Origin of the sequence: Shewanella sp. VB17 (genome assembly GCF_013248905.1) — a bacterium.
Lineage (GTDB): Bacteria > Pseudomonadota > Gammaproteobacteria > Enterobacterales > Shewanellaceae > Shewanella.
In genome coordinates this window covers 1,387,848-1,413,396 of sequence record NZ_JABRVS010000001.1, presented here as the reverse complement: position 1 = coordinate 1,413,396, position 25,549 = coordinate 1,387,848, and the positions used below count along the sequence as shown (strand labels likewise).

Annotated in this window: 16 protein-coding genes and 1 pseudogene; 10 read left to right on the top strand and 7 right to left on the bottom strand. The window is 39.8% G+C overall.

Annotated elements, in window-relative coordinates:
* Window position 1 precedes the first annotated feature (1 nt).
* On the top strand, window positions 2-631 hold the full coding sequence (locus HQQ94_RS05950; RefSeq protein ID WP_173293548.1) for an MAE_28990/MAE_18760 family HEPN-like nuclease: 630 nt from the start codon (window positions 2-4) through the stop codon (window positions 629-631).
* Between the two features lie 828 nt (window positions 632-1,459).
* Complete coding sequence (locus HQQ94_RS05945; RefSeq protein WP_173293546.1) at window positions 1,460-2,449, top strand: hypothetical protein; 990 nt, start codon at window positions 1,460-1,462, stop codon at window positions 2,447-2,449.
* A 940-nt stretch (window positions 2,450-3,389) separates the two neighbouring features.
* Here the strand turns inward: HQQ94_RS05945 and HQQ94_RS05940 are convergent.
* Together HQQ94_RS05940 and HQQ94_RS05935 are read right to left on the bottom strand one after the other, a co-directional pair.
* Window positions 3,390-3,839, bottom strand: a pseudogene (locus HQQ94_RS05940) (transposase); the annotation flags it as partial.
* Window positions 3,840-3,988: 149 nt separating this feature from the next.
* A complete protein-coding gene (locus HQQ94_RS05935) occupies window positions 3,989-7,480 on the bottom strand; it encodes a tectonin domain-containing protein (RefSeq protein WP_173293545.1) in 3,492 nt (1,163 codons plus the stop codon).
* 258 nt (window positions 7,481-7,738) lie between these two features.
* Here HQQ94_RS05935 and HQQ94_RS05930 point away from each other — a divergent pair, with 258 nt between their 5' ends.
* The 6 genes from HQQ94_RS05930 to HQQ94_RS05905 all read left to right on the top strand — a co-directional run bounded on the left by HQQ94_RS05930 (window position 7,739) and on the right by HQQ94_RS05905 (window position 16,319).
* Window positions 7,739-8,431 (top strand): response regulator transcription factor, encoded by a 693-nt coding sequence (locus HQQ94_RS05930; protein WP_173293543.1) that lies wholly within the window; start codon window positions 7,739-7,741, stop codon window positions 8,429-8,431.
* Window positions 8,432-8,496: 65 nt separating this feature from the next.
* Window positions 8,497-12,252, top strand: a complete 3,756-nt coding sequence (locus HQQ94_RS22965) for a hybrid sensor histidine kinase/response regulator (protein ID WP_173293542.1) — start codon at window positions 8,497-8,499, stop codon at window positions 12,250-12,252.
* A 355-nt stretch (window positions 12,253-12,607) separates the two neighbouring features.
* Window positions 12,608-13,558 (top strand): DUF2971 domain-containing protein, encoded by a 951-nt coding sequence (locus tag HQQ94_RS05920; RefSeq protein ID WP_173293540.1) that lies wholly within the window; start codon window positions 12,608-12,610, stop codon window positions 13,556-13,558.
* A gap of 26 nt (window positions 13,559-13,584) precedes the next feature.
* The gene (locus HQQ94_RS05915; protein WP_173293538.1) at window positions 13,585-14,061 is read left to right on the top strand and encodes a hypothetical protein; all 477 of its coding nucleotides are present in this window, start codon (window positions 13,585-13,587) and stop codon (window positions 14,059-14,061) included.
* Between the two features lie 200 nt (window positions 14,062-14,261).
* Window positions 14,262-14,975, top strand: coding sequence for a hypothetical protein (locus HQQ94_RS05910; protein ID WP_173293537.1), 714 nt, complete (start codon window positions 14,262-14,264; stop codon window positions 14,973-14,975).
* Window positions 14,976-15,836: 861 nt separating this feature from the next.
* Window positions 15,837-16,319 (top strand): GNAT family N-acetyltransferase, encoded by a 483-nt coding sequence (locus tag HQQ94_RS05905; protein ID WP_173293536.1) that lies wholly within the window; start codon window positions 15,837-15,839, stop codon window positions 16,317-16,319.
* A gap of 119 nt (window positions 16,320-16,438) precedes the next feature.
* On the opposite strand, the gene radA is transcribed toward HQQ94_RS05905, so the two are convergent.
* Window positions 16,439-17,812 carry a DNA repair protein RadA gene (radA, locus tag HQQ94_RS05900; RefSeq protein WP_173293535.1) on the bottom strand — a complete coding sequence of 458 codons (1,374 nt, stop codon included), beginning with the start codon at window positions 17,810-17,812 and terminating at the stop codon, window positions 16,439-16,441.
* A 436-nt stretch (window positions 17,813-18,248) separates the two neighbouring features.
* On the opposite strand from radA, the gene HQQ94_RS05895 reads away from it, so the two are divergent.
* Window positions 18,249-20,645: a PilZ domain-containing protein gene (locus HQQ94_RS05895; protein ID WP_173293534.1), complete on the top strand. Its 2,397-nt coding sequence runs from the start codon at window positions 18,249-18,251 to the stop codon at window positions 20,643-20,645.
* Window positions 20,646-20,658: 13 nt separating this feature from the next.
* Here the strand turns inward: HQQ94_RS05895 and serB are convergent, their stop codons facing one another.
* Window positions 20,659-21,639: a phosphoserine phosphatase SerB gene (gene serB / locus HQQ94_RS05890; RefSeq protein ID WP_173293533.1), complete on the bottom strand. Its 981-nt coding sequence runs from the start codon at window positions 21,637-21,639 to the stop codon at window positions 20,659-20,661.
* Window positions 21,640-21,718: 79 nt separating this feature from the next.
* On the opposite strand from serB, the gene HQQ94_RS05885 reads away from it, so the two are divergent.
* Window positions 21,719-22,351, top strand: coding sequence for an AhpA/YtjB family protein (locus tag HQQ94_RS05885; RefSeq protein ID WP_173293532.1), 633 nt, complete (start codon window positions 21,719-21,721; stop codon window positions 22,349-22,351).
* Between the two features lie 97 nt (window positions 22,352-22,448).
* Here HQQ94_RS05885 and deoD read toward each other — a convergent pair whose 3' ends face one another.
* The 3 genes from deoD to deoC form a co-directional block, all read right to left on the bottom strand.
* Window positions 22,449-23,159 carry a purine-nucleoside phosphorylase gene (gene deoD / locus HQQ94_RS05880; RefSeq protein WP_173293531.1) on the bottom strand — a complete coding sequence of 237 codons (711 nt, stop codon included), beginning with the start codon at window positions 23,157-23,159 and terminating at the stop codon, window positions 22,449-22,451.
* 111 nt (window positions 23,160-23,270) lie between these two features.
* The gene (locus tag HQQ94_RS05875) at window positions 23,271-24,488 is read right to left on the bottom strand and encodes a phosphopentomutase (protein WP_173293530.1); all 1,218 of its coding nucleotides are present in this window, start codon (window positions 24,486-24,488) and stop codon (window positions 23,271-23,273) included.
* Between the two features lie 235 nt (window positions 24,489-24,723).
* On the bottom strand, window positions 24,724-25,494 hold the full coding sequence (gene deoC, locus HQQ94_RS05870; RefSeq protein ID WP_173293529.1) for a deoxyribose-phosphate aldolase: 771 nt from the start codon (window positions 25,492-25,494) through the stop codon (window positions 24,724-24,726).
* Between the last annotated feature and the right edge of the window lie 55 nt (window positions 25,495-25,549).

Below are 25,549 nucleotides of genomic sequence, written 5' to 3'. Positions count from 1 at the left end.
CTTGTATACTATTAAATATGATTTTGAAGAGAAACGACTGGAAGCAGAAATTTTAATTAATCACATTCAAGATGTTTCTAACGAAACAGGAAGTGTGAATAAAGTAGCAATATTAAAATCGGCATTCATTATACTTCTTTACAATGTAATAGAATCTACAGCGGTCTTAATACTCGAGAGAGTTCATGAGAAAGTTTCTCGTCACCAATATTCAGAATTGTCAGAGCAACTAAAAAAGCTTTATGTTGAATACTATATGTTCAATGAAAGTAAAAAAAAGCAACAAGTAGTTTTGAATTTGATTATTGGTAACTCTCTTACATTTCCTGATTTTGATGAGCTTACAAAAAAGATAAACCTTTTTTCAGGCAACCTCGATGCCAGAGAGTTAAGTAAAATAATGGGGCGTTATGGAATAGGAAAAATAACGAGTTTAAATAAAGAAAAGTTGGTCATAGTCAAAAACAAGAGAAACAAAATTGCACATGGCGAGGTTATGTTTAAGGAATGTTGCCGTAATTCTACTCATAAAGAATTAACTGTAATTAAAACTGCTGTTTTTGATTCACTAAACCAAGTGATTTTATTGACAGATAAATATTTTGAGCAAAAAAGGTATCTTGTACATTGAGTTACAGGCTGTTAATCGATGTATGAACTCCACCATCCTATTAACTAAGGTAAGATGGTTCGAATGACAAAATACAGGAGTTCTTTATGATAAATACTCAGATCATCGGTCTTGATTTAGCAAAAAACGTTATCCAGATTTGTAAGATAGATAGATAGATAGATAGATAGATAGATAGATAGATAGATAGATAGATAGATAGATAGATAGATAGATAGATAGATAGATAGACATGGCGAGTTAATATTAAATAAGGCCATTAGTCCTAAGAAGCTAAGAACTGCTGGCAAAATCGACTACATCAATAGTCCCAATGGAAGGATGTGGCAGCTGTCATTACTGGCGAAGACTAGCAAAAAAGTATGGGCATGACGTCAGTGTTTTAACTATGGGTGGCTTAGTTAACTGTTTATTAGATCACGTGGTTTCGTCGTCTTGTGCCAACTCACCTCTAGCCTACGCCTCATATGATGTTCTTGTTCATCAGCTCGCACTCTTTAATCGTAAATAGGGCTAGCGGCTTGACCACCAAGGATGGTGGAAATGCAGATATTGCAGGAGCAACATATCAGTCATTCAGACCAAGCCTCGCGGCTAAGCCCTTGCCATTCGCTAGTAGTTAGCGTTTAATAACAGTAAGTTATTCTCTTTTAGAAAGAGTAACGGTGATCTTCCTACAGAGGACTTTCACCTCATTAGTTCATGCCCATACTGGGCGTACACAAGTCATTCAAGCAGGACTAAAATACAGCGTGCTGTTCGCTTCGCTCCATTTTAGCCTCTTAATGAGGCGTTAGATTTCACTTGCTCTAAACTTGGATATCATGAATGAAACATTGGACTGAACCAAATGGAATTTTGATTATGCAGATTCCAATAGAATGGCAGTATAAAAACTCAGCTTTTGAAGATGTTGAGGAAGAGTCTCCTTATAGCTTTGAATTATATGAATATTTTGTTGGATGCTTTCAATTAAGCTGCTACCCATTGACTGAGCTTGCTCCCAATAATAAGGGGAACTCTAAATCTGGTTGGTCACACTCAAGAATGGATGATGAAGAGTTTAATGCCCATCTTTTTTGCGGTCAGATTGACGATCAAGCATTGATCGGAAAGTATATATATAACCATGAGCTTCAAGGTGATGTAAGAGTAACTAAACAGCTCGAGATTGTTAAGGCTGTATTAAAATCAATTACAATTGTTCCAGAAAAAGACAGACCTTTAGCTGTAAATCTTGATAAGTACGATCAGTTTCTTGCGTCATTATGTGCATCCCATGATCTCCTAAATTCAGCTGTAGAATCTGAATCGAATATTGAAAGCATTATTGTATGTGCAAATATAATTGATGCGTACCTTAGACTAGGTATTGTTATTACCAAACAGCTCAGAGATAAAACCGATGAAATTGATATTAAGTATCTGTTTCAAGCCGAGGGTGAAAGAGGATTAATGGAGCGAGCAGTGTTCAATGATGCTCTTCAGTTAGACGTTATTAACCAGTCAATAGTTAATGAGTTGAGTGAACTATATAATTTGCGCAATATAATTGTTCATAGATATATAATTTCGCCAATTAAAACACGGGATATGGTTCCTGTTGTTGGTAGATATTTAAAGACGTTGGAAAAAGTTAGGTTAATATTACAAGAAATTGAAAACTCACAAATGGGTAAGGGTTTTGGAATATACGGGCGAGGGTTCACTAGAGAAGATAATTTGAATGATGTTGAGTTTCGACGTGCTTATTCTTGGGCAAATGATAAACATTTACTTGGTAAGTATAAAAGAGATGTCGTAATGAAAAAAATCTAATCGGGTAGCCTGAGGTCTCTAACCTCCAGCCCCCACACCACCCTGCATGCGGCTCCGCACACGACTAAATGGTCTATTTTGTTCCATACAAAATCAGACATTTCTTCCTTTCCTTGGAAGTCAGACTTAGGAGGTAGGGCGAAGCAGGATGCCAGAGTCGAGGGCAGTTCATTTACTCTCAACAATAAAATGTCCTAACTAAACTTTCTGGTTAGCTTCTTGATTTCGAGAGTGAACGACAGTCCACCCATCTCTTAGTGAAAATAAACCCGCTTTCTTAACTCTTACTTCAAGCTTTGCATTACTCATGATAATGTGAATTGTAAATATTAAAGCCTAAGCACTAAATGATTTCTGTCCAAAACCGCGTTAGCAATCACTAAAGCTAAATCGAAGAGATAAATAATCATGTGTAAGTGAGCTCGAGGACTTCGGTTTCAAGGATGAAATCGCAGAGCGTATAGGGATATATTCACAGCGTGCCGAGTGATTACTTACACATCAGTCTGCTGCAAGCAATTAACACCAATGAAACTTTGGTTATCAATAAGCCGACCAAACACCAAATCTGCCCAATGAACCCAATAAAAAAGATATTTAAAACTTGTTATCCGACAAGTTAACCCATTTTTGTCCAAAACCGCGTTAGCAATCATAAAATCTCAATCGAAGAAAAAAAATCATAGCCGAAAAATCATAGCCAGCCATTGTTAATCAATAACATATCGACATTCACGCGAGCCTTCAACGTTCTGCAACTATCAACTCATGAGAGGAAGGAGTGTTAAGCTCATATAACCGAGTGCTCTTAACAAAATGAGGCTTTTTGTCATAAAAAATTGATTTTCAGACAAGGAATATCTGCTCTGTTGATAAACTGAGGAAGATTTTATTGGGGATATATTTGAGCTCTGTTGCACTTATTACGCGAATCCAGCGCCTAGCCTACTTTCAGATACTCACAACTCGTGGAAAAATGCCGTCGTCTTTTATTTAGGTGTTCACAGTAGCGACTTAGCTCTTGCAATGTCCCTACTGGTCGATGAAATAGATGCCCAAACTCTGTGGTGATTTTGAGCCAATTGTCAGCAGGAATGTTTAACCTCGTTAATATCTTATCTGCATTAGCTGAGATTGCTCCACGTTTATCATCTCGAATAATACGGCCTGTTTCATCAATTAATTCAAGATAGTCTTTCAGCGCGAAGTTTATTCCTTTGGGTTGATTCAGCCGTTCATCCCCAATAAAAGGCAGTAATCTGGTAGGCTGCTTTCCATTAATTGCTGCTTTGACTCGCAATTGTAGGCTGGTGTAGTCTGAATTCTCTGGCGTATTGATCATCTTAGCCCGAATCGGATTAAATTCAACGTAGGCCATACAAGCCAGTAGATACAAAGAAAAAGCCACCTTTTTTAAGAGGTGGCTTTCTTTTGATTTCCTCAACTCACTTTACTTTGTTATTAATGCAACTCCACTTTTACTGGCCAGAGGCCAAGAAGAAGCGAGTAAAAATAAGCTTAATATTCAAGTAAGAGAACCTAACAGAAAATTGGACAGTCCTCAAACCAATCGGCAATGTCATTTGCCGCACTTTCATAAGCGGTTCCTGCAAAATCCCCTGCCGCTGCTCCGTAGGTATTCATCGCTTGGTCTACACTTATCAGTCCCCCTAACACCGCATCTTTTGGAGAAATAAGATTCTGACTTATCGCGTCGGCTACCGATATAACGCCTTCATCGATAAAGTGAGTGACGGCAACTTGATAATCATTTATGGCTGTGGTCATGGACAGCAGTCCAGCATTAACCGCTTCAGCACCACTCATCAGTCCCGATCCTACTAGCTCACCAGCTTCGGCTGTCTCGTTGGTATTAATAACGACGTTAACATCAGCATTCACACCAATTAACGCGGCAATTTTTCCAGAAGCACCGATAGTTAATTCACCATCTTTGTACTGCGCTGTCGCACCGCCGCCATATCCCGCGCCTAAACCAGCTTCAACACCACCTTCGCCATTGGCACCAACACCCCCGACTGAAACACTGCTATAACCGGTAGCGGTTGCCATTAATCCCGCTTCAGCCACATACTCTGCCGAACCACCGTAACAGCCATCGCCATAACAAACTTGGCCATCAGCGCCAATATTGGCATAAGCGGTTAATGCCACTGTTTCTGTTTTTTCATAGCGGGTACCGGGGAAAAAGTCTGCTTCAACACTTAATTGATACTCAGCACTGACGGTCGCTTGGACACCAGTGTTGACGCCTAACGAGGTTTCGGTTGAATTAGCCGTGACCTGCGCCGCCACTTCTTGCTCCACATAAACCCCAGCATTGACGTCGCCTTCGGCTGTGGCAACACCATCGACACCAAACGATCCACCGACAGTGGCAACAGCGCCTGCTTTTCGATAAGCGCGCGCTTCAGCTCTAACGCCGTCGGGTCCCACATTAAATGACATCTCAGCGCCTGCTTCGGCGTACACTTTCGCGTTTGCATAGCCATTAATGCGGGCACCTTTCATCACATCGGTACCAAAGGTGGTTTCTATGCTGGCTTCTGTTGTCATGGCGATTTTAATATCAAAATCTTTAGCCTGCTCTATGGTCGAATAGTCAATGAATAGCTCGCCGTTTTGAATATCGATTGCAGGTATAGCATAAACACCGTTGCCTAAAGCAATTGAGTTATTAACCGTTGCCCCGGTAGGAATGCCAGCCACAATGACAACACCGCTATTTAAATCAATCGCTTCCGGTATTTTATAACGACTATAAAAATCGCTTATTGACACCAGTTTGTCGCTAAAATGGAGATAATCGATGCTAGTCATTAGCAGTCGAGTCACTTTACTTGTGTCGGCTTTCTCACTAATTTCTAACGAGTTACCAATACGTTTGATGGTAAAGTCACCTCTGTTGCCAGGCATCCTAAACTGAGTACCACTGACCGTACGCTCTATGTCGGTATTGTTGATAAATACCTGTTGATTTACCAGTACCGTTTCGCCGTTATAATGGCTATTTAGCTCAACACCTACATAAAAATCTGCGGTTGAGTTACTGACATCAAATATCAGCCCTTTAACTTGGGTCTGTGTTAGTGACACAGTCCCTCCCGAACTTAATACATTATTGTCGCTATCTAACAAACGAACATCATAAGGAATACCAGAGATAGTCACTGTCGAATCGGCGGCAATTTTAGGACTAACAATAATATCTACAGGCACCGATTTATCGAACCCATAGGTAGATTTGATAGTACGGTATCTATTTTTCTCTAAACGAAACTGACGATCACTGGTACTGAGAACATATTGGTGTTTATTAAATTTGTTGGTTACCCAAGCACGACCACTGCTATCAACAGATAAAGTTTCTATAACAGGCATAGAAGAAAATAGTTCCCACTCGGCGCCATTGTTTTTTCTGTATGCACCATTGTATCCAATAACCCAAAGGCTGCCATTTGGCCCCATGGCGACATCTCTAGCCGAATCATCAAGTGGCACTGACTGCCACGGCTCTGAGACGTTACTTGTTCTGGTATAGATAGCGCCGTTGTTTTTGACTCCCCAGACCCAACCGTTTTCTTGAACTGCTATCGATGTTAACTGATCATCGACTAATAACCAGTTACCCTCTATTCCTGAGCGAGTAAAAAGTTGCCCGTTGGCATTAATTCCCCATACATTTCCTGTTTTATCCACGCCAATATCTGTCAGCATGCCATCAACAAGTTGCCATTCACTGTTTTGTGTACGTGAATAAACTTGCTTGTTTTGTCCATCAACACCATTACGAAGTCCCCAGTAACGCTGGTCTTCACTGGCATAAACCACGTTTTCGATGACTGTTGAAAAGTCGACACTGCCACTTTGAGCAAACAAAAAATCGGCTTGTTTAGGCGCGATAGAGTAGTGAGGGGTGGCAACAGTACTGGTACTGGTAATAATACCTATTTCGCTTGAGGTTTGATAAACGGTTTTCACTTGTAGGTCTATATCACCAAAAAATCCGTCTGGTACATTTACAAAAAGCTTGCCATTTTTCAATGCATCCAAGTCGACAATCTGCATATAGCGACCGCCTTTACTTAACTTCGGCAATAATGCTTGTCCATTAATGGTAACACCTTTTGGTAAACCTGAAACCACCACTGAGCGGAAATTATTGGGCAGGGAGAAGTCTTCTACCTGTAGCAAAATGTTAGTGCCAGACAGCTTAGGGGCGATATAATAGCGAGGATTTGCAACGGTATGAGTTCCTGTAATCACACCTATTTCGCTTGAAATTTGATAAACTGTTTTCACCTCTAGATGTATACTGCCCAAAAATCCGTCGACGACATTCAAAGTCAGCTTGTCATTTTTTAAGGTGTCCAAATCGACCGTTTGCGTGTAATAGCCGTCGGTACCCAAGGTCGGTAATTGTGCCTGGCCATTAATCGTGACACCTGTTGGTAACCCTGAAACCTCCACGGAGCTGAAACCATTGGGGAGAGTAAAGTCTTCAACTTGCAGCAAAATATCTGTGCCTGCCGTTGTCTCTTTTGTTGCCCATACTTTTTGCCCTTGTTTATCGAGCGTGACAAGCTGACCATCGTCGAGTAAAACTAACCGTTGTGCATCTGTTGAGGTGGTATTGGATGCCCAAATAGTGCCTCGGTTATCAGTAGGACCAGTGCCATTATATAGCGCAAATTTACCATCACCTTGTATAGCAGCAAAATAATCACCCGCTCCACGATTGGTATTTGATGCCCAAATATAACCTTGATTATCCGCAGGGCCAGAGCCTTTATAAATAACAAAATTACCATCACCTTGCATCGCGACAAAGAATTTTTTATTGGCTGAAACAAGATACTGACCATTTGCTAAATAATTTGAAGATTCTAAAACGCAATTATCACACTGTTTATTTTCTCCATAATATTGATACACGCTGGCTTGCGAAAAAGAAGAGAACCCCAATAGGGTTGCAATGATTGATACGGATTTTAATATAGGTTTTTTCATGATAATTACTCGCTTTAATTTGTTTTTTGTTTTGTTTTGTTTTGTTTTGTTTTGTTTTGTAAGCCACGTTTTAATACCTAGTATCGGTTTTAAAGCTTATTTTAATACTTGCATGCTATCAGTGGTTATTATTATAACCATGCTTTGTATCATTAATGTCACATCATGGTGACATTAGGTTACAGGGGAGAAATATATGGTGTTATAGTGATGTCACTGCAAATAATTGGGCCAAATATCAGCCCACTTTGAGAATTTATGATTACTGATAGATTAAAAAGAATACTGATTATCGAAGATGAACTGATTATTCGTGAGATGACTGCAGAATTATTAGAAGACGAAGGTTATGATGTTAAAACAGCAGCTGATGGTAAAAATGGTTTATATTTAGCCGAAAGTTTTCAACCCGATTTAATCTTGCTAGATTTAGGATTGCCTGATATTGACGGAGCTATGGTTGCAAAAAGATTAAAGAAAAATAATAAAACGAAACATATTTTGATTATGGTGTTATCTGCCAGAAATGATGATTTAGATGTTGTCACGGGTCTAGAATCATACGCAGATGAATATTTGACTAAACCCTATAAAGACAAAATGTTAACAGCTAGGCTTAAAGCCGTATTGCGAAGAAATGAACCCAAAGAAAAAATTGAACAATTAGAAGTCGGTGGTATTGTTTTAGATGCATTGACTTTTACTGTCGCGACCCCTGAAGGCAATATTATATTGTCCAAAACTGAATTTGAAATTCTCTATGTTTTCGCTAAAAATCCTAACCGAGTTTATAGCCGAGGCAAAATTATTTCTTTTAGTCGAGGAGAGGGGTATCCAGTCACTGATCGCGCAGTTGACATGCATATTGCCCGCTTACGTAAAAAACTCGGCAAGCGAGGCTGTTTAATCGAAACTGTTCGTGGTATTGGCTATCGTCTCACTCAAAATTAATGACTTTTTTTATGAAAAAACGAATGTTTTACATAAAGCAACGGGCGCCTTACTTAAAGCGGTCTGTGTCTTTTTTATTATTAAGTCTCTCGGTTTGCAGTTCACTTTTTGCAGGTCAATTACCTCACAGGCTCTATACGTCTGCCGACGGACTGGTTCAAAATGATGGCTATACCCTATATCAAGATAAAAAAGGGTACGTTTGGTTTGGGACTTATGGCGGGATCAGCCGTTTTGATGGCAATCATTTTGAAAATATTACCACCAATAATAGTAAGCTTAAAAATAATGTGATTAAAACCATTACTGAAGATAGTGTTGGCAATTTATGGTTTGGTTTTCCTGGTGGTATTGGGCAATTGGTCGATGGAACAATCGTGAATTATGGACCGGACAATGGATTACTGGGAAATGATGTTAATAATCTTGTGGCTGATCCAGTTAACGGCGTGTGGGCATTAACTCAAAAAGGCGTCAGTTATTTTGATGGCGATAAATTTACCACTTATGCCATTGAAGATATACAGGTCCGTGACCATGTACTTGCTATTTCAAAAACTCGCGATGTCTATATAGCCTTAACTGATGGCATTGCTAAATTGAATGCTGAAACAGGAAAACTCGTTAGGCTTAACAATATCGATCTAAAACCTTTAGCATTGCACTTTGATGAAAAAAAAGATGCGCTGTTTTTTATTGATAAGTCACACTTGTATCGCTATCAAGATGAAAAGTTGACAGTCCTCGCGACTTCGCCGCTTTCAAGCCCTATATACACCTACAATGTTACCCCAAAAGGAGATTTTCTGATTTTGTCCGCCAGTGACATCTGGTTCTATTCTCTGTCGGAACAAAGCAAAGTGTACCGTGGGGAACAATTTGGCAGTCCATCGACTTCAAATATCATTGAAGATCGTGAGGGTAATTGGATAGTTACCGCATCGGGAGGCGTTGTTGTTATTACTAATCGTGACGTTGAAAGTTTTACCTCCTTGATTACCGGAAACTTAGTCACAAGTGTCTCGATAAATAATGATGGAAATATATTAATCAGTGGTGATAAAGGTACGGCTCTTTATAGTAAAAATTTAGACATCATTCAACGGTATAACCAAGGCTTCGTCAACTATGCTTATCAGATTGATGACATTATATACACAGGTGGTGATGAAATAGGTGTTCAACGTTGGCATGTTGACGGTAGACATTTAGAAACGATTGATATTGGCCAAGGCAGCAGTACCGCATTTTTATTCGCTGAGCCTAATAAGCAATGGATCGGAACTTATTCAGGACTCTACTCTTTAAGTGACAACAAGATCACATTAGCACACAGCACAGGTTCAGGGCTAAAAAGTAATGTCATTTGGACCTTATTTAGGGATAAGAAAAATAACTTGTGGGCAGGTACCGAAGCAGGACTCGCCAAGTATGATGGTCATGAGTGGACGTTATTTGACAATACTAACGGCTTTGACGACATTCCGGTATGGGCAGCAATAGAAGATCCTGAACGAGGTTTAATCTTTGCTACCGATAACGGCATGTCAATTTGGAAAAATAACCGTTTTAGTTCATCACCTATCCTAGCTAATTTAGTGCACGCCTCAATTTTTTTAGATAAAAATAAAAAACTATGGAATGGTAACAGCGAAGGAATATTCCGAATTAATTCAAATGATGAAATCGACTTGCATCTTGATAGCGCTGACGGGTTGCCTATCAATGAGATACATCTTCATGGATTTGCCAGTAATGGAGAGTATCTTTTTGCGGCCACATACCAAGGCTTAGCAAAGTTTAAAGTCGATATAACAGCACAACAAAAAAAACCTCCTGGGCTGGATATCTCAGGTATAGAAATTAATGGAGAAAAAATAAAGTCTGGGATAGAAAATCCACTCGCTTACTCCTCAAATAACATGAAATTTCATTTCAACGGTATTTATATTACTAAGCCAAAGACACTTAGATATCAATATTATTTAGAGGGGTTTGAATCACAATGGCAAAAAGAAACCACGATTAATCAAGCCAGCTATACCAACTTAGCTGCCGGTAACTATCGGTTTCACGTCAAGGCGCTAGCCGGGAGTCAGTTTTTAGAACCTTTAGTTAGCCACACTCAAGTGATCGAATTTTCTATTTTACCGCCCTGGTGGAAATCATGGTGGGCGTATCTTTTGTATATTGCATCTTTTGTGGCGTTAATATTCACATTATTATGGATTATCAGAGTACTAAAAAATAAAGTGCAAGCTCAAACCATCGTCTTAGAAAAACAGCTTTTAGCAATAAAAGAAACTGAAAAAGAACTTAAGATAAATGAGGTTGCACTTATCTCCTCTCGAAATATAGAACGACAAGCGAATGAGGCAAAATCCATTTTTTTGGCAAACATGAGTCATGAGATCCGCACACCTCTTAATGCCATTATTAACTTATCTCGAAATTTAAAAAGTGTCGATATCGACAATAAGCATTTGTCACAAATTAACATGATTAATTCTTCAGGTGAACATTTGCTAACTGTGATTAACGATATTTTAGATATCTCTAAAATTGAATCCAAGCAGTTGAGTTTACATTGTTCATATTTTGATTTGCATCAATGTTTGTTGTTTACAGTCGATACATTGAGACTAACAGCTCAAGATAAAGGCTTAGATATTGGGTTTGATTATCATCATTCATTACCTAACATTATTTATGGCGATGAAGGACGTATGCGGCAAATTATTTTCAACCTCATCAATAACGCCATAAAATTTACTGAAAAAGGCCATGTGTTAGTGGCTGTCGATTACCAATTTTCAGAGCATGAGAGTTCAGTCGTTAACATTGAAATTACCGATACAGGGATAGGGATTAAACAAAAAGACTTACCATTATTGTTTAATAATTTTCAACAGATCGACAATGCCAGTACAAGAAAATATGAAGGCACAGGTCTTGGATTAGCGATCACTAAAGAACTTGTAGAATTAATGGAAGGGCATGTTACTGTGGCGAGTCAATATGGCATAGGTACCAAGTTTTCAGTGAGCATTCCAATTATTTTGGGTGAAGTTAGTCACCTCACTGTGCAGCCAAATGATGAAAGCAATCAGACTTATGATCTAGAAGGCTTACATATATTAATGGCGGATGATAACGAAACTAATATTGCCGTAGTCGAAGTGTATTTTGAGGATGTTAACGCTCAGCTGACTTGTGTTAATAATGGTCAAGAGGTACTAGACAGTCTGAAAGAGAATCACTTTGACATTATTCTGCTGGATTTAGGCATGCCAGTGATGGATGGATTGACGTGCTGTAAGCTAATTCGTGAAGGCTTTGTTGGTAAAAATAAACAAAACATTCCAATTATTGCACTATCAGCTCATACAACCCCAGGGCATAAGGAGAAAAGTAAAACTGCAGGTTTTAATGAATACCAAAGTAAACCGATAGACTTCCCACAATTGTTTTCTGCTATTAAGCGGTTAACTTCAGGTGAAATGAATAGTCAATTTTTGTCCGTCGAAGATAGCGTGTTTTCTGCCAGAAAAAAAAGATTTATTAAGGTGTTCGCAACTGGTATTCCGGAACTTATCGATGTACTCAATAAAGCTGTTGATAATAATGATGTGGAGGATTTATGCCGAATAGTTCATAAATACAAAAGTTCAACTGGCCAGTTAGGGCTGGATGCCTTATATCAACAGTTAGTTGAGATTGAGAACGGAGTGTTAGTGTCTTCATTTGAGGTGATTGTTAACAAAGTCGTATTATTGAAAACGCTACTGAATCAGCTCAAAGAGGATACGCTTAATGATTGATAATGGCTGGCTATGATGTGTTATTTTGATTAACCATGGCTGGCTATGGATTTACAGATTTACGAGGTAAAACAGGCGCTATCTTGAAGAGGTAGGTATAACTGATTTTTGCCCCTTTATCATTTTTACAGGATAAAAGGCAAGTAAGCTGAATAAGGTTTTTGCTTTAGAAAAGCTAATGTAAAAGGCTTTTGTGTAGTCTATAAAGTTATGCCTGTCCCATCTTTTATTTTAATGTCTCCCCCTTTGCAATACTTTTCTCATCAATACGAAGATAATTTTAGCGATAAAGCGATGTCATTAGCCAACTTGTGCTATAGATTTATGGTCTATAAATCTTTATAAGTAAATAGAAATGGATCAACCTGATAAAATTTATCGCTATCAAAAGTTTAGTGCATTAAGTATCGGTGCTTTGTGTCATGATCAATTATATTTTTCTGAGCCAAGATCATTTAACGATCCGCTTGACTGTCAACCAAGTGTTGAATCAGATTCTAATATAGATAGGTTGCGTTTAGTCTTGACGACACAAATACAGCAGAGGGTAGAAGCTGAAATTTTATCGTCACTTACTAAAGCAAAGGTTACTGGTGAAAACTCCATTAAACATGCGAAAGAAATAGCAAAACAAATTGCAGAAAATGAATTATTAGATATTAAATATAATGCAAAAGATCCCGAGCGTGAAAGTAGTTATTTTGACAATGAATGTTGGTTACTTACATGTGAAATAGAAAGGGAACTATTAAAGAAATATGATCGCGGTATATGTTGCTTTACATCTAATAAATATAACCCTTTACTTTGGAGTCACTATGGAGATCAACACCGTGGATTTTGTGCTGGATATGACCTAAATAGAAAACCAAAACCAGATTTGCACAAAGTCATATATAACGGTAATCGAATAGTACATACAAATTTAATAGCCAAAGCAATAATTGAAGAGGATTTAGAATATCAAAAAAGGTTAGATGAAAATGTTCTTCTACGAAAAGCAGAACCTTGGTCATATGAAGATGAGTGGCGTTTATTTGGGAAGAGTGGAATTCAAGACTCGGTTTTAGCGCTTAAAGATATTACGTTTGGTCTTAGGTGTACTGATGCTGTTAGACATTCTGTAATAGCATCGCTTGAAAATAGGGGTGATGGAATTAATTTTTACCAAATATATCAAACACGGGGAACTTTTGATTTAGAGGAACGGCTTATAGATACTAAAGAACCAAGTTCATTGCCTCACACCGCTTGCTCTGGTTTTGAAGTATTTGGCCATTTACTTGAAATTCCCTCGGAGCTATAAAACGGATATATTTATCGGAGTTCACTATGTTACATAAAATTGAAGAGTGGATTGATACTACAAACAAACTATTTTCCGGAGAACGTAAAAGTTGTACTAAATTTTCAGAAGAATTTGTAGGTTTCTATTCCTCAGAGTTTTTAAGTGAGTCATTTTTTGTAGTTGTTGATTCTATTCCTAAGCCTGACTTCCCTGAGTTACGTGAAGCTGGACTAGGTGATTTTCTTGATATGGAAGTTCAAGGGATCACGTATAAAAATACGTACTATATAGTCCCTGAAGTAGCTGGAAACCTACGATTGCACTTTCATGAACTTGTTCATGTAGCGCAGTGGAAGCATTTAGGAGCAATAGCTTTTCTCCAAAAATATATATCTGAGATTAAAAGTGAAGGGTATGCAGGAGCTCCTTTAGAAAAAATTGCTTATACATTCGATGAACACTTTGCGAATAGTAAGGTAAAAGTTGACGTTCCTAGCTTCATAGCAGCCCAAAAATTCTAAACAGCCACCGTCTAAAGACGGTGGTTTTTTAGAAAAAGAGCATCAACCTGTTTGCAATATCTCATCAATGAATAGTGATTATGCAATTATTAAATGTTACAGGTTAAAATCCATTAAGTGCATTGATTTGTTGGTGATTTAGGTGTGATGCAGAAGCTTTGGTATAGCATGTTTCATAGGATGATATCCAAGGAGAATAAATGAGTGATTCAAAAAAATCAAAGATTATGCAGGAAATTACTGATTTTGCAATAAAATGGCCAACTAAAAAAATAGAGGATATGAAACTTTTATCAACTCAAGCATATGAGCAGGGCTGGTATTTGAATGAGGTATTAATATTTACTCTTAATGGTTCAATTATTGCAAATGATAGATTAAATGATGCGGTCATTGAGCTTATAAATGAAGACTGGGACGAATACTGGAATAACTTAGTTGAGTATCGACCGTCCAGGAAAGAGCTATTTATGGAAATTAAACGGTGCCATGAGTTGAGTTTGTATGGTGCAGCGATACATTTAAGTTTTAGTCAAGCTGATGGCTTATTCTATGATAAATTTGGTGTGAATTTATACAGTAATCGATTCGGTATTGCTAAAAACAAATTTTGTTTAGAGCTTAATGACTTTATTAGTCGAGACTCAATTGAAGTTTTAAGCGCGCACTATGAAGATGGCAGTCTACTTCGGAGAATTATCAATGAAGTTTACTCAGATATTTTATCTAAGACGGATGGTGATATAGTAAAGAAAACAGACAATATTGTTGAAAGAGAGCTATTACTTCCTAATAGACATGGTGTACTTCATGGTATTCATACAGACTATGTAAGCGAGCTTAATAGCTATAAAGCGATAACCTTCCTAATCTTTATTCTTTTTGCCCTCAATGGTGAAGAAATTATGAAATAATTCCCAAAATCCATTCAATGTTGGGTTTAGTGCTTAAGGTGCAATAGTTAGAGTTATGTGGCTGCGCTGCCCACATAGTTAGTACGGTATTACCATACCTTTTCTCATCTAAATACCATAAGTGAGAGCAAAACCTCTAGCTCATTTCTGTCCATAATCGAGTTAGCAACCATAAAATCTCAATCGAAGAAACAAGGCTTTGCTTTTAACAAAGGTGTAGATACGGCTGCGAGTTTCGGTTTCAAGGATGAAACCGTAAAGCGGCCATGGATGGCTTCACAGCGTCTCGCAGAAGTGTCTACACATAGGCCCACGGCAGGTGATTAATAAAATTTGAAACTTTGGCCATCAATAAGCCAATCAAACACCCAACCTGCCCAATGAACCCAACCAAAAGATATTTAAAACTTGTTATCCGACAAATTAACTCATTTTTGTCCATAAATTAGCTAGCAACCATAAAAGCTCAATCGAAGAAACAATGCTTTGCTTTTGACAAAGGTGTGAACGTGGCTGTGACCTTCCGTGACAGGGAAGTCACGGCAGAGGCTATAGGGATATATTCACGCCGTGTCACTGAAGTGTTCGCACAGTTCTCGCCGAACAGGCGTTAAACACCAATGAGGCTTTGGTTCATCAATAAGCTAACCAAACACCAAACCTGCCCAATGAACCCAATCAAAAAGAGATTTGAAACTTGTTATCCGACAAGGTAACCAAGTTAGCAATCTTAAAACCCAAATCGAAGAAACCATACTTTGCTTTTGACAAAGGTTGATCCGACAAGTGCTGAATGGAATACCAAACCCACCAAATTCAGTGATACACTCGATGCTCTACATCTGCTAAAGGGAATAGAGTGTGAATTATGACATTAAGGAAATCAAACCGCTGCATGATAGTCAGGTTTATGAGATCATCAAAAAAGTCGCTGAAGAGTATGGCGCCATCGGCGAAGGTTTTGGCCCTTCTGATCCAGAAGTTACTGCCATGAGTCAGCACTATAAAGATGAAAGCGCTAGCCGCTATTTAGTGGCGACAGTAAAGGGCAATATTGTAGGCGGAAGTGGTATAGGATCGTTTAATGGCAGTCATGACGTTTGTGAGTTGCGTAAGTTATTTTTACTGTCTGAAAGCCGTGGCTTAGGCCTGGGTAAAAAGCTCACTGAAGCCTGTCTAGATTATGCTAAGAGCAAAGGATACACCAGCTGCTATCTGGATACCTTAACCAGCATGAAGCCAGCCATTTCTCTGTATGAAAAGCTAGGGTTTACACATCTTGATAAACCACTTGAAGGTACCATTCACCATGGCTGTGATATCTGGATGCTAAAAGCACTGTAATTCACCAAACGTGAGCCACAGAGTATGCTGAGGCTCAAGTTTATAGCGAGCGGATCCAACATCAAACCCACCTGTCCAACCAGTCCAATCAAAAAACTCGAAATGTATTATTTTACACGCTAATTAATTAACTCAATCAGCTCATGAATCGTCTTCACTGGGTTGATTTTTGCCCCTAGCCCTTCCATTGATTTATGGTAATTTCGAAAAGGGATAAAAACTTCAGTGAAACCGTGTTGCACCGCTTCTTTGACTCGCGGGACGCCACTGTCTATCGGGCGAACATCACCGTTTAAACTAAGCTCGCCCATAATGCAGGTGGTTCTTGGTACCACAAAATCATGTAAACTGCTCAATAGTGCCGTCACCAGAGCAAGATCAATGCAGGTTTCAGACTCATCAATTTTCAAGCCGCCAACGATATTAAAATACGTATCGTGAAAAATCTTCGTTTTAGTGTGTTTTCGCAGTATGCCTGTCAGCATTTTAATTCGATTCATATTGAGACCAACACAGACACGCTGGGGAAACTCACCTTCAGTCTCAGTCGTTAAGCATTGGATTTCTAAAAGTAAATTTCGATTTCCTTTACGAATGCAGGTGATCGTTGCACCTGCCGATTCGGTGGTTGATCCAGACAGAAAAATTTCACTCGGATTATCGACGCTTATCATGCCTCGCTCTGTCATTTTGAAAATACCCACGGTATCGACATCGCCAAAACGGTTCTTATTGGCTCTGAGGGTACGTACCTGACCATCGTTACATTCTAGATGAGTCAAACAGTCAACAATATGGATCAACGTCTGCGGTCCAGCGGTTTCATTGTTTTTATTGACATGAGCCACCAGAAACATGGTCACGTTGTTTTGCTTACAATATTGCGTCAGCGACTGAGCACTGCTTTTTACTTGGGAAGGCGAACCCGGACTGCCATTGGCTAAATCTGTCACCACTGCTTGAATAGAATCAATAACAGCAAACTTGACCTGTTTAGCATCTAACTCAGCAATAATGGCTTCGACACTGGTCTCAGCCATAAGGTACAAATTGTCTTCATGACAGTCTAACTTAAGCCGCTTGACGCGATTCTTAAACTGAGACAGTGACTCTTCGGCGGTACAGTAAAGGGAAGGCATAATTTGTGACATACGAGCAACAAGATCAGACAATAAGGTCGTCTTACCCGCACCGGGATCACCCGAAATAATATTCACCGATCCTGTGGTTAGGCCGCCACACAATACGCGATCTAACTCTCCGATCCCGGTGAGCATTTTTTCAGCTTCAAATTCTTTAACTTCACTCAGTTTTTTTGAGCCACCGCCAACAGCGCCGGCATACCCCGCAACAGAAGCATTAGTTGGCTTGCTGGTACTGATACGCACTTCGGTGATCGTATTCCATTGCTGACATGCATTGCATTGTCCCTGCCAACGCGGAAAATCTTGCCCACATTCATTGCACACATATGCTGTTTTATTTTTAGCCATATCTCATCATCATTGGTATATTAATACGTAAATCAATCCTAGTAAGCACCTTTAACTGAGATACTACGACTAAATTTACTCATTGATTTTATTGCCTATAATGATCTAAGAGCCTGCCATTATTACAATAAAATCGTGCTCTACTTTACTTGGTAAAATTAGGGTTAGTTATTTAATAACAAAAACTTACCTCAACACGGGAAGGAAAAATAACTATCAAGAAATCCGATAAATGGCCGACATATAATTATCACATCATAAGACTATCAGGCATGGAGGCAATTATCACCTTAAAAGAAGTATTCAGATGGGTGTAGCAAAGTCCAGTTATGCCCTAATATTAAAGAGTGAATGTTAAGTCGTCTTTATCATCTCCTTTACTTAGCATACACATCAACTAAAACAAGAAAATTTCCTACAAAATAAGAAGTGAGTAATGAGTTTAGACGAGCACAGTGACTTAATTGAACAGCTAAAGCCCCTTTTAATGCAGCCTGATTTTCAGACTCTTTTCGACATGCTGACAAAAAATGAGTCAAATTCTACCCGTTTCCTGTTAAAAATGGAGCTTAATAGGCTCTCCACGCCTTGTACAAGAGTTATCGATTTAAGGGATAAGTCTGAACTTCCTTGTGAAGAAGTGAGTCAACAAGACTACCATCACTACTTAGATGAGCCTGCTAAAGAAAGCTTTGCCGAATCGATGGCTCTCTATCATAACAGTTATACACTCGGCGTTTATGAAGCTGTTATCGATTCACACCGCAAGCGTAAAACGAAACAGCAAGAACAGGGCAGCAATGAAAGTTCAATTTCAGATCCCTTTATTGCCAAAGGCGTGGTTCTGGGCAGCTATTTTAACCGCAGTGAAGAGAGAATGAATTACAGTATTCGTATCTCTACAGCCCAAGTAGGAAAAGCTGAAGTACAAGGTATCACCGTTGATTTATCTGTGTGTGGTGCCCGTATTCGCTTACCTTTAAAACACAATTTCGATCTTGATGCCCCGTTAAAAATTAAATTACTTGAACTCAGTGAAGAGTTCTATTTTGAAGATCTGCAGCAAGGGGTCGATTACCACATCGTCGACAGCCAGACCAATTCTGAATATTGCTGGATGCGGCTTAAACGGATAGGTGGCAGTGCGGCACTTTCTGACATGCTTTCAAACTTAATTAAAGGCCATAAATTTAGGTACAAAGTCGATATTAACGATATTTTAGTCGCTGCTACGGGACTCGGATTTGAGCGTCATTACTTACCACATCTTCCCCATCTCCCCTTGTTTATAGAGCAAAAAGAAGACAGTTACGAGATCACCCACAAACTGCTCAGTCGAGATAATCAGCAATTACAGTACTTTTTCCAAGATGAGCAACAAATTAGTCAGCTGCCAAAATTGTTAACCAGTGATCGAATACAATCCTTAGTCAGTGAACCGGATAATAAAGACCACGGGTTATTTTTCTGCTTCACTTTTCACAGCAATGGCAGGATCTTTTTTTACTCTGCCACATTAGCTGAGCTTAAGACAAATCAGCTGACCTCTTTATTTTTGAGTTTCGGCTCTGCCAAGCCGTCATGGAAAACCTTAAAAGTGACTCACCATGCTGTTGATCACAGTAAATCCTATAAGTCGAGTGTACTTCCTGGAGATGACAGTAGTTATTCTCCGTTAACAGAGGCCCAACTTAAGCGTTTTACTCATGTACTGCAACTGATTGACCTCACTGATCCTCACGCCAAAGAGCATTATCAAAACTGGAGCCAAATATGTGATAAAACTGCCAATGACTTAAAAATATTTGGCCAAAAAAAAGCACTGCACAACTCTGCTAAATTACTTTCTCTTCAATTCAGCGAACGCAGAAATGAAGCTAGGTTTGCTTTTAAGACAAAAGTCACCATCAATCAAGGTACAAAAAGTATCAGCGGGACCACTCATGATATATCCAGTAAAGGGCTACAACTGGCCTTAGAACTTCCTGCAGATTTTGATCAAGCAATACCTCTGCAACTTGCCTTCCCAAAACTGCAATCGATAGCGGGGAAAATCCAACTAAACCAATTGCCCTATCGGCTGATTAGAACAAAAGACGCCGGTTCAAACATGCATCTAGCGGCAATATTAGGTCACACGCCACACGTAGGTGTTGAATTTATGAATAAACTCATAAACAATAACCGCGACAAATTAGAAAAATTAACCGAAGCCAATAGTGAAATGAAAGAACTGGCGGATGGACTAAAAAATCTACTGGTACGCCATCTAGATTCTGTGCCGTATTTTATAGAAAAAACGGTTAAATCCGCTAAATTAAGCACCTTAGGTATCGGGACGAATAAAAATGAGATAACGGATTTATTTGCAGGCTCAGCCTCAGAACCACTGCAGTATAATTTGTCATCCATATTGAAAGATGGACGATTAAAGCAATCCTTTATCGAACCAATCCGTGCTATGAAGCCCCAAGATGGACTCAATTATTTTGAATTATACCTACAAATATCCAGACAATATCAAGGTGAGATACAAATAGACTGCCTCTCACCTGATGATATTGGAGATACCCAAGCAAAAGAGAATTTTATTAACCAAAGCCATAAGGTCGGCCGCTTTATGGCATTGAGAGTTTACCTAGGCGTCACCACCAAACCCGATCTAACCTACATTAGAAGGGAACTAGAGCATATTACTATCCATGCTCACCATAAAGCTAAGCAGTTGCATGACCGCTTAAACCAAATCATTGCGGTAGGGGAATTTCTCGATATCACAGAGGAAGTGCTGCTTAGATACCCCAATATTTATGATCAATCCAGTCAAAGCTAACCCACACTAAGCACTAAGCTAATAACAACAAATAAGGTAACGCTTTTAAATCTACATGTTTAATCGCCTGATCTGCCACCGCTTCAAGCGCAGGCTTAGCATGATAGGCAACCCCAAAATCTGCAGCCTTAATCATAGGTATGTCATTCGCTCCATCACCGATAGCTAACCTCTGATCTGGCGCTATCTGCCATTGTTGAGCACAACGCACTAACGTATCCGCTTTATACTGAGCATCGACAATTTGCCCTGATACTTGACCTGTCAGCCTGCCATCATTTATCACTAACACATTGGCATACGCAGCATCTAAATCAAGTAACTGCTTAAGGTGCGCTACAAACGGGGTGAAGCCACCTGATGCAAGCACGAGTCGCCAACCATAATGTTGTAATTCTTTGACCATTTCTTTCAAACCTGACATTAAAGGCAGCGTGTCACACAAGGTGCGAATAATCGTTGCATCAGCCCCTGCTAACTGAGCGACTCTCGCTTTAAGACTTTCTTCAAAATCCAGCTCACCAAGCATCGCTTGCTCTGTCACCTTAGCCACAGCCTCACCGACACCTGCCATAACGGCCAACTCATCAATACACTCAATTTCTATGGCCGTTGAGTCCATATCCATGACTAACAACCCAGGGCGATTAAGCACAGGTTGGCTCGCACTGATGGCAAAAAAATCAAGCTCTGGGATAGATAAGAACTGCGCACATTGATCAACACTAAGGGGGTTAACTAAACAAAATTCAATACAATATAAATCATTCTCTCTAATAATATGGGCAAGACTCACCGTTGAAGAAAACGCTTGGATCAGCGCCGTTAATTGTATTTCAATGGCTGCTTTAGCATACACACATCGATACTTCAGTGTACCTTTCGGCGCATCTGACTCTAGGTGGCGAGAAATAACCAGCGCATGATGATGAAAATGAGAGGTTTGTTCGTTTTTCAACCACAAAAAAAGAGGGGTTTGGCTTAGACTTTCCATTAACAATGCTTCTCCAACTATCGGGCGACGCTATAATCAATTATGATTAACTCAACCCACAACAAATTCAGGTATCAAGGTGTTTTTTTTAAAAGGACTGAAAAAGAGTCATCAAGTTAGCAGACTACTACAAATAGCTATCGCACTAACCTTGGCTGTCGGTCTTATCCAGTTATGGGAAGCAAGCCTACTACAAGGACAGCAGCTTCTAAAGTCCCAAACTGAAAAAATGGCCAGATTATTGGTTCAGCAAACAGCTTATGGTGCCGCTCCGGCATTACAGCTCCAAAATGATGAACAGCTACAATGGTTAGCCAGTGCTCTTGTATTAGACCCTAAAGTGATGTCTGCCAGTATCTTTAGTAAAGATGGTCAGAGGCTCTCTTTTGCTCAAAGCATCACTTCCGAGGAATTAGCACCTGATTCAGCAGCATTAGGTACACTGCTCGCCCCATACCCGCCTTATGTTGAAGCGGTATCTCAAGATGGCAGCAATTTAGGCTTTGTTGAAGTTAGATTAGCCCCTCAGTTATTTTTTAATGAAATAAAAGAAGCTCATCTTTACAATATGAAGCAGCAACAGATTATGTTAATTATCGCAGGTTTAATTGGTATGCTAGTGTCGCGGTCATTCTCATTCAAACGCGCTGACTTCGACCGTCGTAAAGCGCGCTTTAAGCTAAGAAAAAAGCCAGATAAACTCAACAAATAATGAACTGTCGTTACTATCTAAAATAAAAACGGGCACATTGATATGGCCCGTTTATTGACATTACCTTCCTTTACGGGAACACTTTCATCGACATAGGCTACAGAGTAATAGCGGCTTCTAATGTCATTTCAATCATCTCATTAAACGTTGACTGACGCTCTTCAGAAGAAGTCACTTCACCTGTACGTATGTGATCAGATACCGTCACAACACATAAGGCTTTGGCACCAAATTCAGCCGCCACACCATAAAGGCCTGCCGCTTCCATCTCAACACCCAGAATATTCATCTTTTCCATGACATCGAACATATCAGGATCAGGGGTATAAAATAAGTCTGCTGTAAATAAATTACCAACGCTATATTTAGTTCCTTTGGCATCAGCGGCTTTCACCACTGCACTAAGAAGACTGTAGTCTGCAATAGCGGCATAATCTTGGCCTTTAAAACGTAAACGGTTAACTTGAGAGTCAGTACACGCTCCCATGCCAATCAAGACATCACGCACTTTTACATCTGTACTTATCGCACCACAAGTTCCAACACGAATAAGGTGCTTTACGCCATAGTCTTTGATCAACTCTGTTGCGTAAATTGAACATGAAGGGATCCCCATACCTGAACCCATCACTGAAATACGTATTCCTTTATAAGTTCCTGTGTAACCTAGCATGTTACGTACATCAGTGACTTGCTCAACGTTTTCGAGGAAAGTTTCAGCAATGTATTTAGCGCGTAATGGATCGCCAGGAAAAATTACTGTTTCAGCAAAAGCACCATCTGCCGCATTAATATGTGGTGTAGCCATCTATATAACCCCTTTGTATTTATAGCTTAAATTTATTGATTTACGTCTTATCGCTAACGGTCATCATCTAACCGACAAAATATAAAATCTTTCAAACTGGTCTGATTCACTTTATTTAATGAATGACTCGCCATATTCCATTGGCTCTAGCGTAAAATAACTCGCTATTGACTGGCCAATATCGGCAAAACTATTGCGACGACCCAGTGAGCCTGCTTTTAAACCCGCTCCATAGGCCAACACAGGGACCCGTTCGCGGGTATGATCACTGCCTTTCCAGCTAGGATCACAACCGTGATCGGCAGTCAGTAGCAATAAATCATCCTTTTCTAATAATTCAAACAGCTCAGGTAAGCGAGAGTCGAAATATTCAAGGGCTTTAGCATAACCAGCAATGTCGCGGCGATGACCGTAGTGAGAATCAAAGTCGACAAAATTGGTAAAAACGATTGTTCTGTCACCCGCTTGTTTGACTTGTTCAAGCGTGGCGTCAAATAGTGCTGCCAAACCGGTCGCTTTCACCTTTTTAGTAATGCCACAATGGGCATAGATATCAGCAATTTTCCCCACACTGACCACTTCACCACCGGACTCTTTGAGCTTGTCCAACACGGTTTTCGCTGGCGGCTCTACCGCATAATCACGTCGATTGCCCGTGCGCTCGAAATTATCAGCACTCGTGCCGACAAATGCACGCGCGATAACACGGCCTATGTTGTGATCCGCTAACTCTTCACGAGCGATGAGACATAAATTGTAAAGGTTTTCTAAACCAAAGCTTTCTTCATGACAGGCTATCTGAAAAACAGAATCTGCAGAGGTATAAAAAATAGGAAAACCAGTGCGCATGTGCGCTTCACCCAAGTCTTCAAGAATCACGGTTCCTGAAGAATGACAATTACCTAAAAAGCCATCAAGCCCTGCTCGCTGAAGAATTTTATCGGTAAGTTCTTTAGGAAAAGACTGAGTCAGTTCACTGAAGTAGCCCCATTCATATAAAACAGGCACTCCGGCCATTTCCCAGTGACCACTAGGCGTATCTTTACCAGTGCTCAGTTCATCTGCATGACCATATGCACCAATCACTTCAACATCATCACTAAAGCCAGCAGCAAAAGCGCCTGTGCTCTCTTTCGCGGCCAATGCCAAACCCAATTTAGCTAAGTTTGGCAATGTTAGTGGACCTTCACGGCCAATGTCGGCTCGTCCTTCTGCACACGCTTTGGCGATACTACCAAAGGTATCGGCACCAACATCACCGAAAGTTTCAGCATCGGTTGCAGCTCCAACACCAAATGAGTCCAGCATCATTATGATTGTTCTTTTCATATTATCCTCTGCTTCTTCACGCTACAGATCTTCAGCGCGGATATAATAATAAATGTTTGATTTTGACAGAGGTACATGTGAGTTTTAATAAAACCTGCTGCACCGCCACATACTAATATCATCCCACTGAATATTTCAGCTGCTCTATATCCACACTGCCTCAAAATGCAGGAGCCAGTATGTCATGCTATTGTCTATGATGAAAAATCTGTTATACATTCAACGAAAAAATCGACTATGCTTCGGCAAGTTCTAAGGTATTAAGCAAGTTAACGAGTAAGCTTGAGGCGCCGAAACGAAACGTCGCAGGGGTAGCCCAATCATCACCTAATAAACGCGCCGCGAGCGCTAAAAATTCGCTCGCAGATACAGTATCACGAACGCCACCAGCAGGTTTAAAGCCTACATTAGTGTTTTTTTCACTGATCACTGTCATCATGATTTCTGCCGCTTCTAATGTCGCGTTAACGGCAATTTTACCGGTAGAGGTCTTAATAAAATCAGCCCCAGCATCAATGGCTATTTCAGATGCTGTACGAATAAGCGCAGGATCTTGCAATGCCCCCGACTCAATGATCACCTTAAGAATGACATCTTCACCACAGGCTTCTTTACACGCTTTTACCAATTCAAAACCAACCGTTTCATTACCTTCCATCAACGCACGGTAGGGAAAAACAACATCAACTTCATCGGCGCCATAGGCAACTGCAGCGCGGGTTTCTAATATCGCAATCGCGATATCATCATTGCCATGGGGAAAGTTAGTCACTGTTGCGATACGAATATCCTCACAGTCCATGTCGTTAAGCGTCTTACGTGCAATAGGGATAAACCTTGGGTAGATGCAAATTGCAGCGGTATTACCGGCTGGGGTCTTGGCTTTATGACACAATGCAATCACCTTGTCATCAGTATCATCGTCATTGAGCGTGGTAAGGTCCATCAACTCAAGCGCCTGTTGTGCCGTTTTTTTTAATTCGCTCGCCTGCTTCTCATCAATCATAGTCACTCTCCAAAACGCAATTGAAATAAACTCGTCACGACGTAATTATTAATAA

What these genes read in the sequence shown, in the direction of transcription:
- HQQ94_RS05945 (WP_173293546.1), top strand. Translation starts at nt 1,460, where the DNA reads ATGAAACATTGGACTGAACCAAATGGAATTTTGATTATGCAGATTCCA.
- HQQ94_RS05935 (WP_173293545.1), bottom strand. Translation starts at nt 7,480, where the DNA reads ATGAAAAAACCTATATTAAAATCCGTATCAATCATTGCAACCCTATTG.
- HQQ94_RS05930 (WP_173293543.1), top strand. Translation starts at nt 7,739, where the DNA reads ATGATTACTGATAGATTAAAAAGAATACTGATTATCGAAGATGAACTG.
- HQQ94_RS05920 (WP_173293540.1), top strand. Translation starts at nt 12,608, where the DNA reads ATGGATCAACCTGATAAAATTTATCGCTATCAAAAGTTTAGTGCATTA.
- HQQ94_RS05915 (WP_173293538.1), top strand. Translation starts at nt 13,585, where the DNA reads ATGTTACATAAAATTGAAGAGTGGATTGATACTACAAACAAACTATTT.
- HQQ94_RS05910 (WP_173293537.1), top strand. Translation starts at nt 14,262, where the DNA reads ATGAGTGATTCAAAAAAATCAAAGATTATGCAGGAAATTACTGATTTT.
- radA (WP_173293535.1), bottom strand. Translation starts at nt 17,812, where the DNA reads ATGGCTAAAAATAAAACAGCATATGTGTGCAATGAATGTGGGCAAGAT.
- HQQ94_RS05895 (WP_173293534.1), top strand. Translation starts at nt 18,249, where the DNA reads ATGAGTTTAGACGAGCACAGTGACTTAATTGAACAGCTAAAGCCCCTT.
- serB (WP_173293533.1), bottom strand. Translation starts at nt 21,639, where the DNA reads ATGGAAAGTCTAAGCCAAACCCCTCTTTTTTTGTGGTTGAAAAACGAA.
- deoD (WP_173293531.1), bottom strand. Translation starts at nt 23,159, where the DNA reads ATGGCTACACCACATATTAATGCGGCAGATGGTGCTTTTGCTGAAACA.
- HQQ94_RS05875 (WP_173293530.1), bottom strand. Translation starts at nt 24,488, where the DNA reads ATGAAAAGAACAATCATAATGATGCTGGACTCATTTGGTGTTGGAGCT.
- deoC (WP_173293529.1), bottom strand. Translation starts at nt 25,494, where the DNA reads ATGATTGATGAGAAGCAGGCGAGCGAATTAAAAAAAACGGCACAACAG.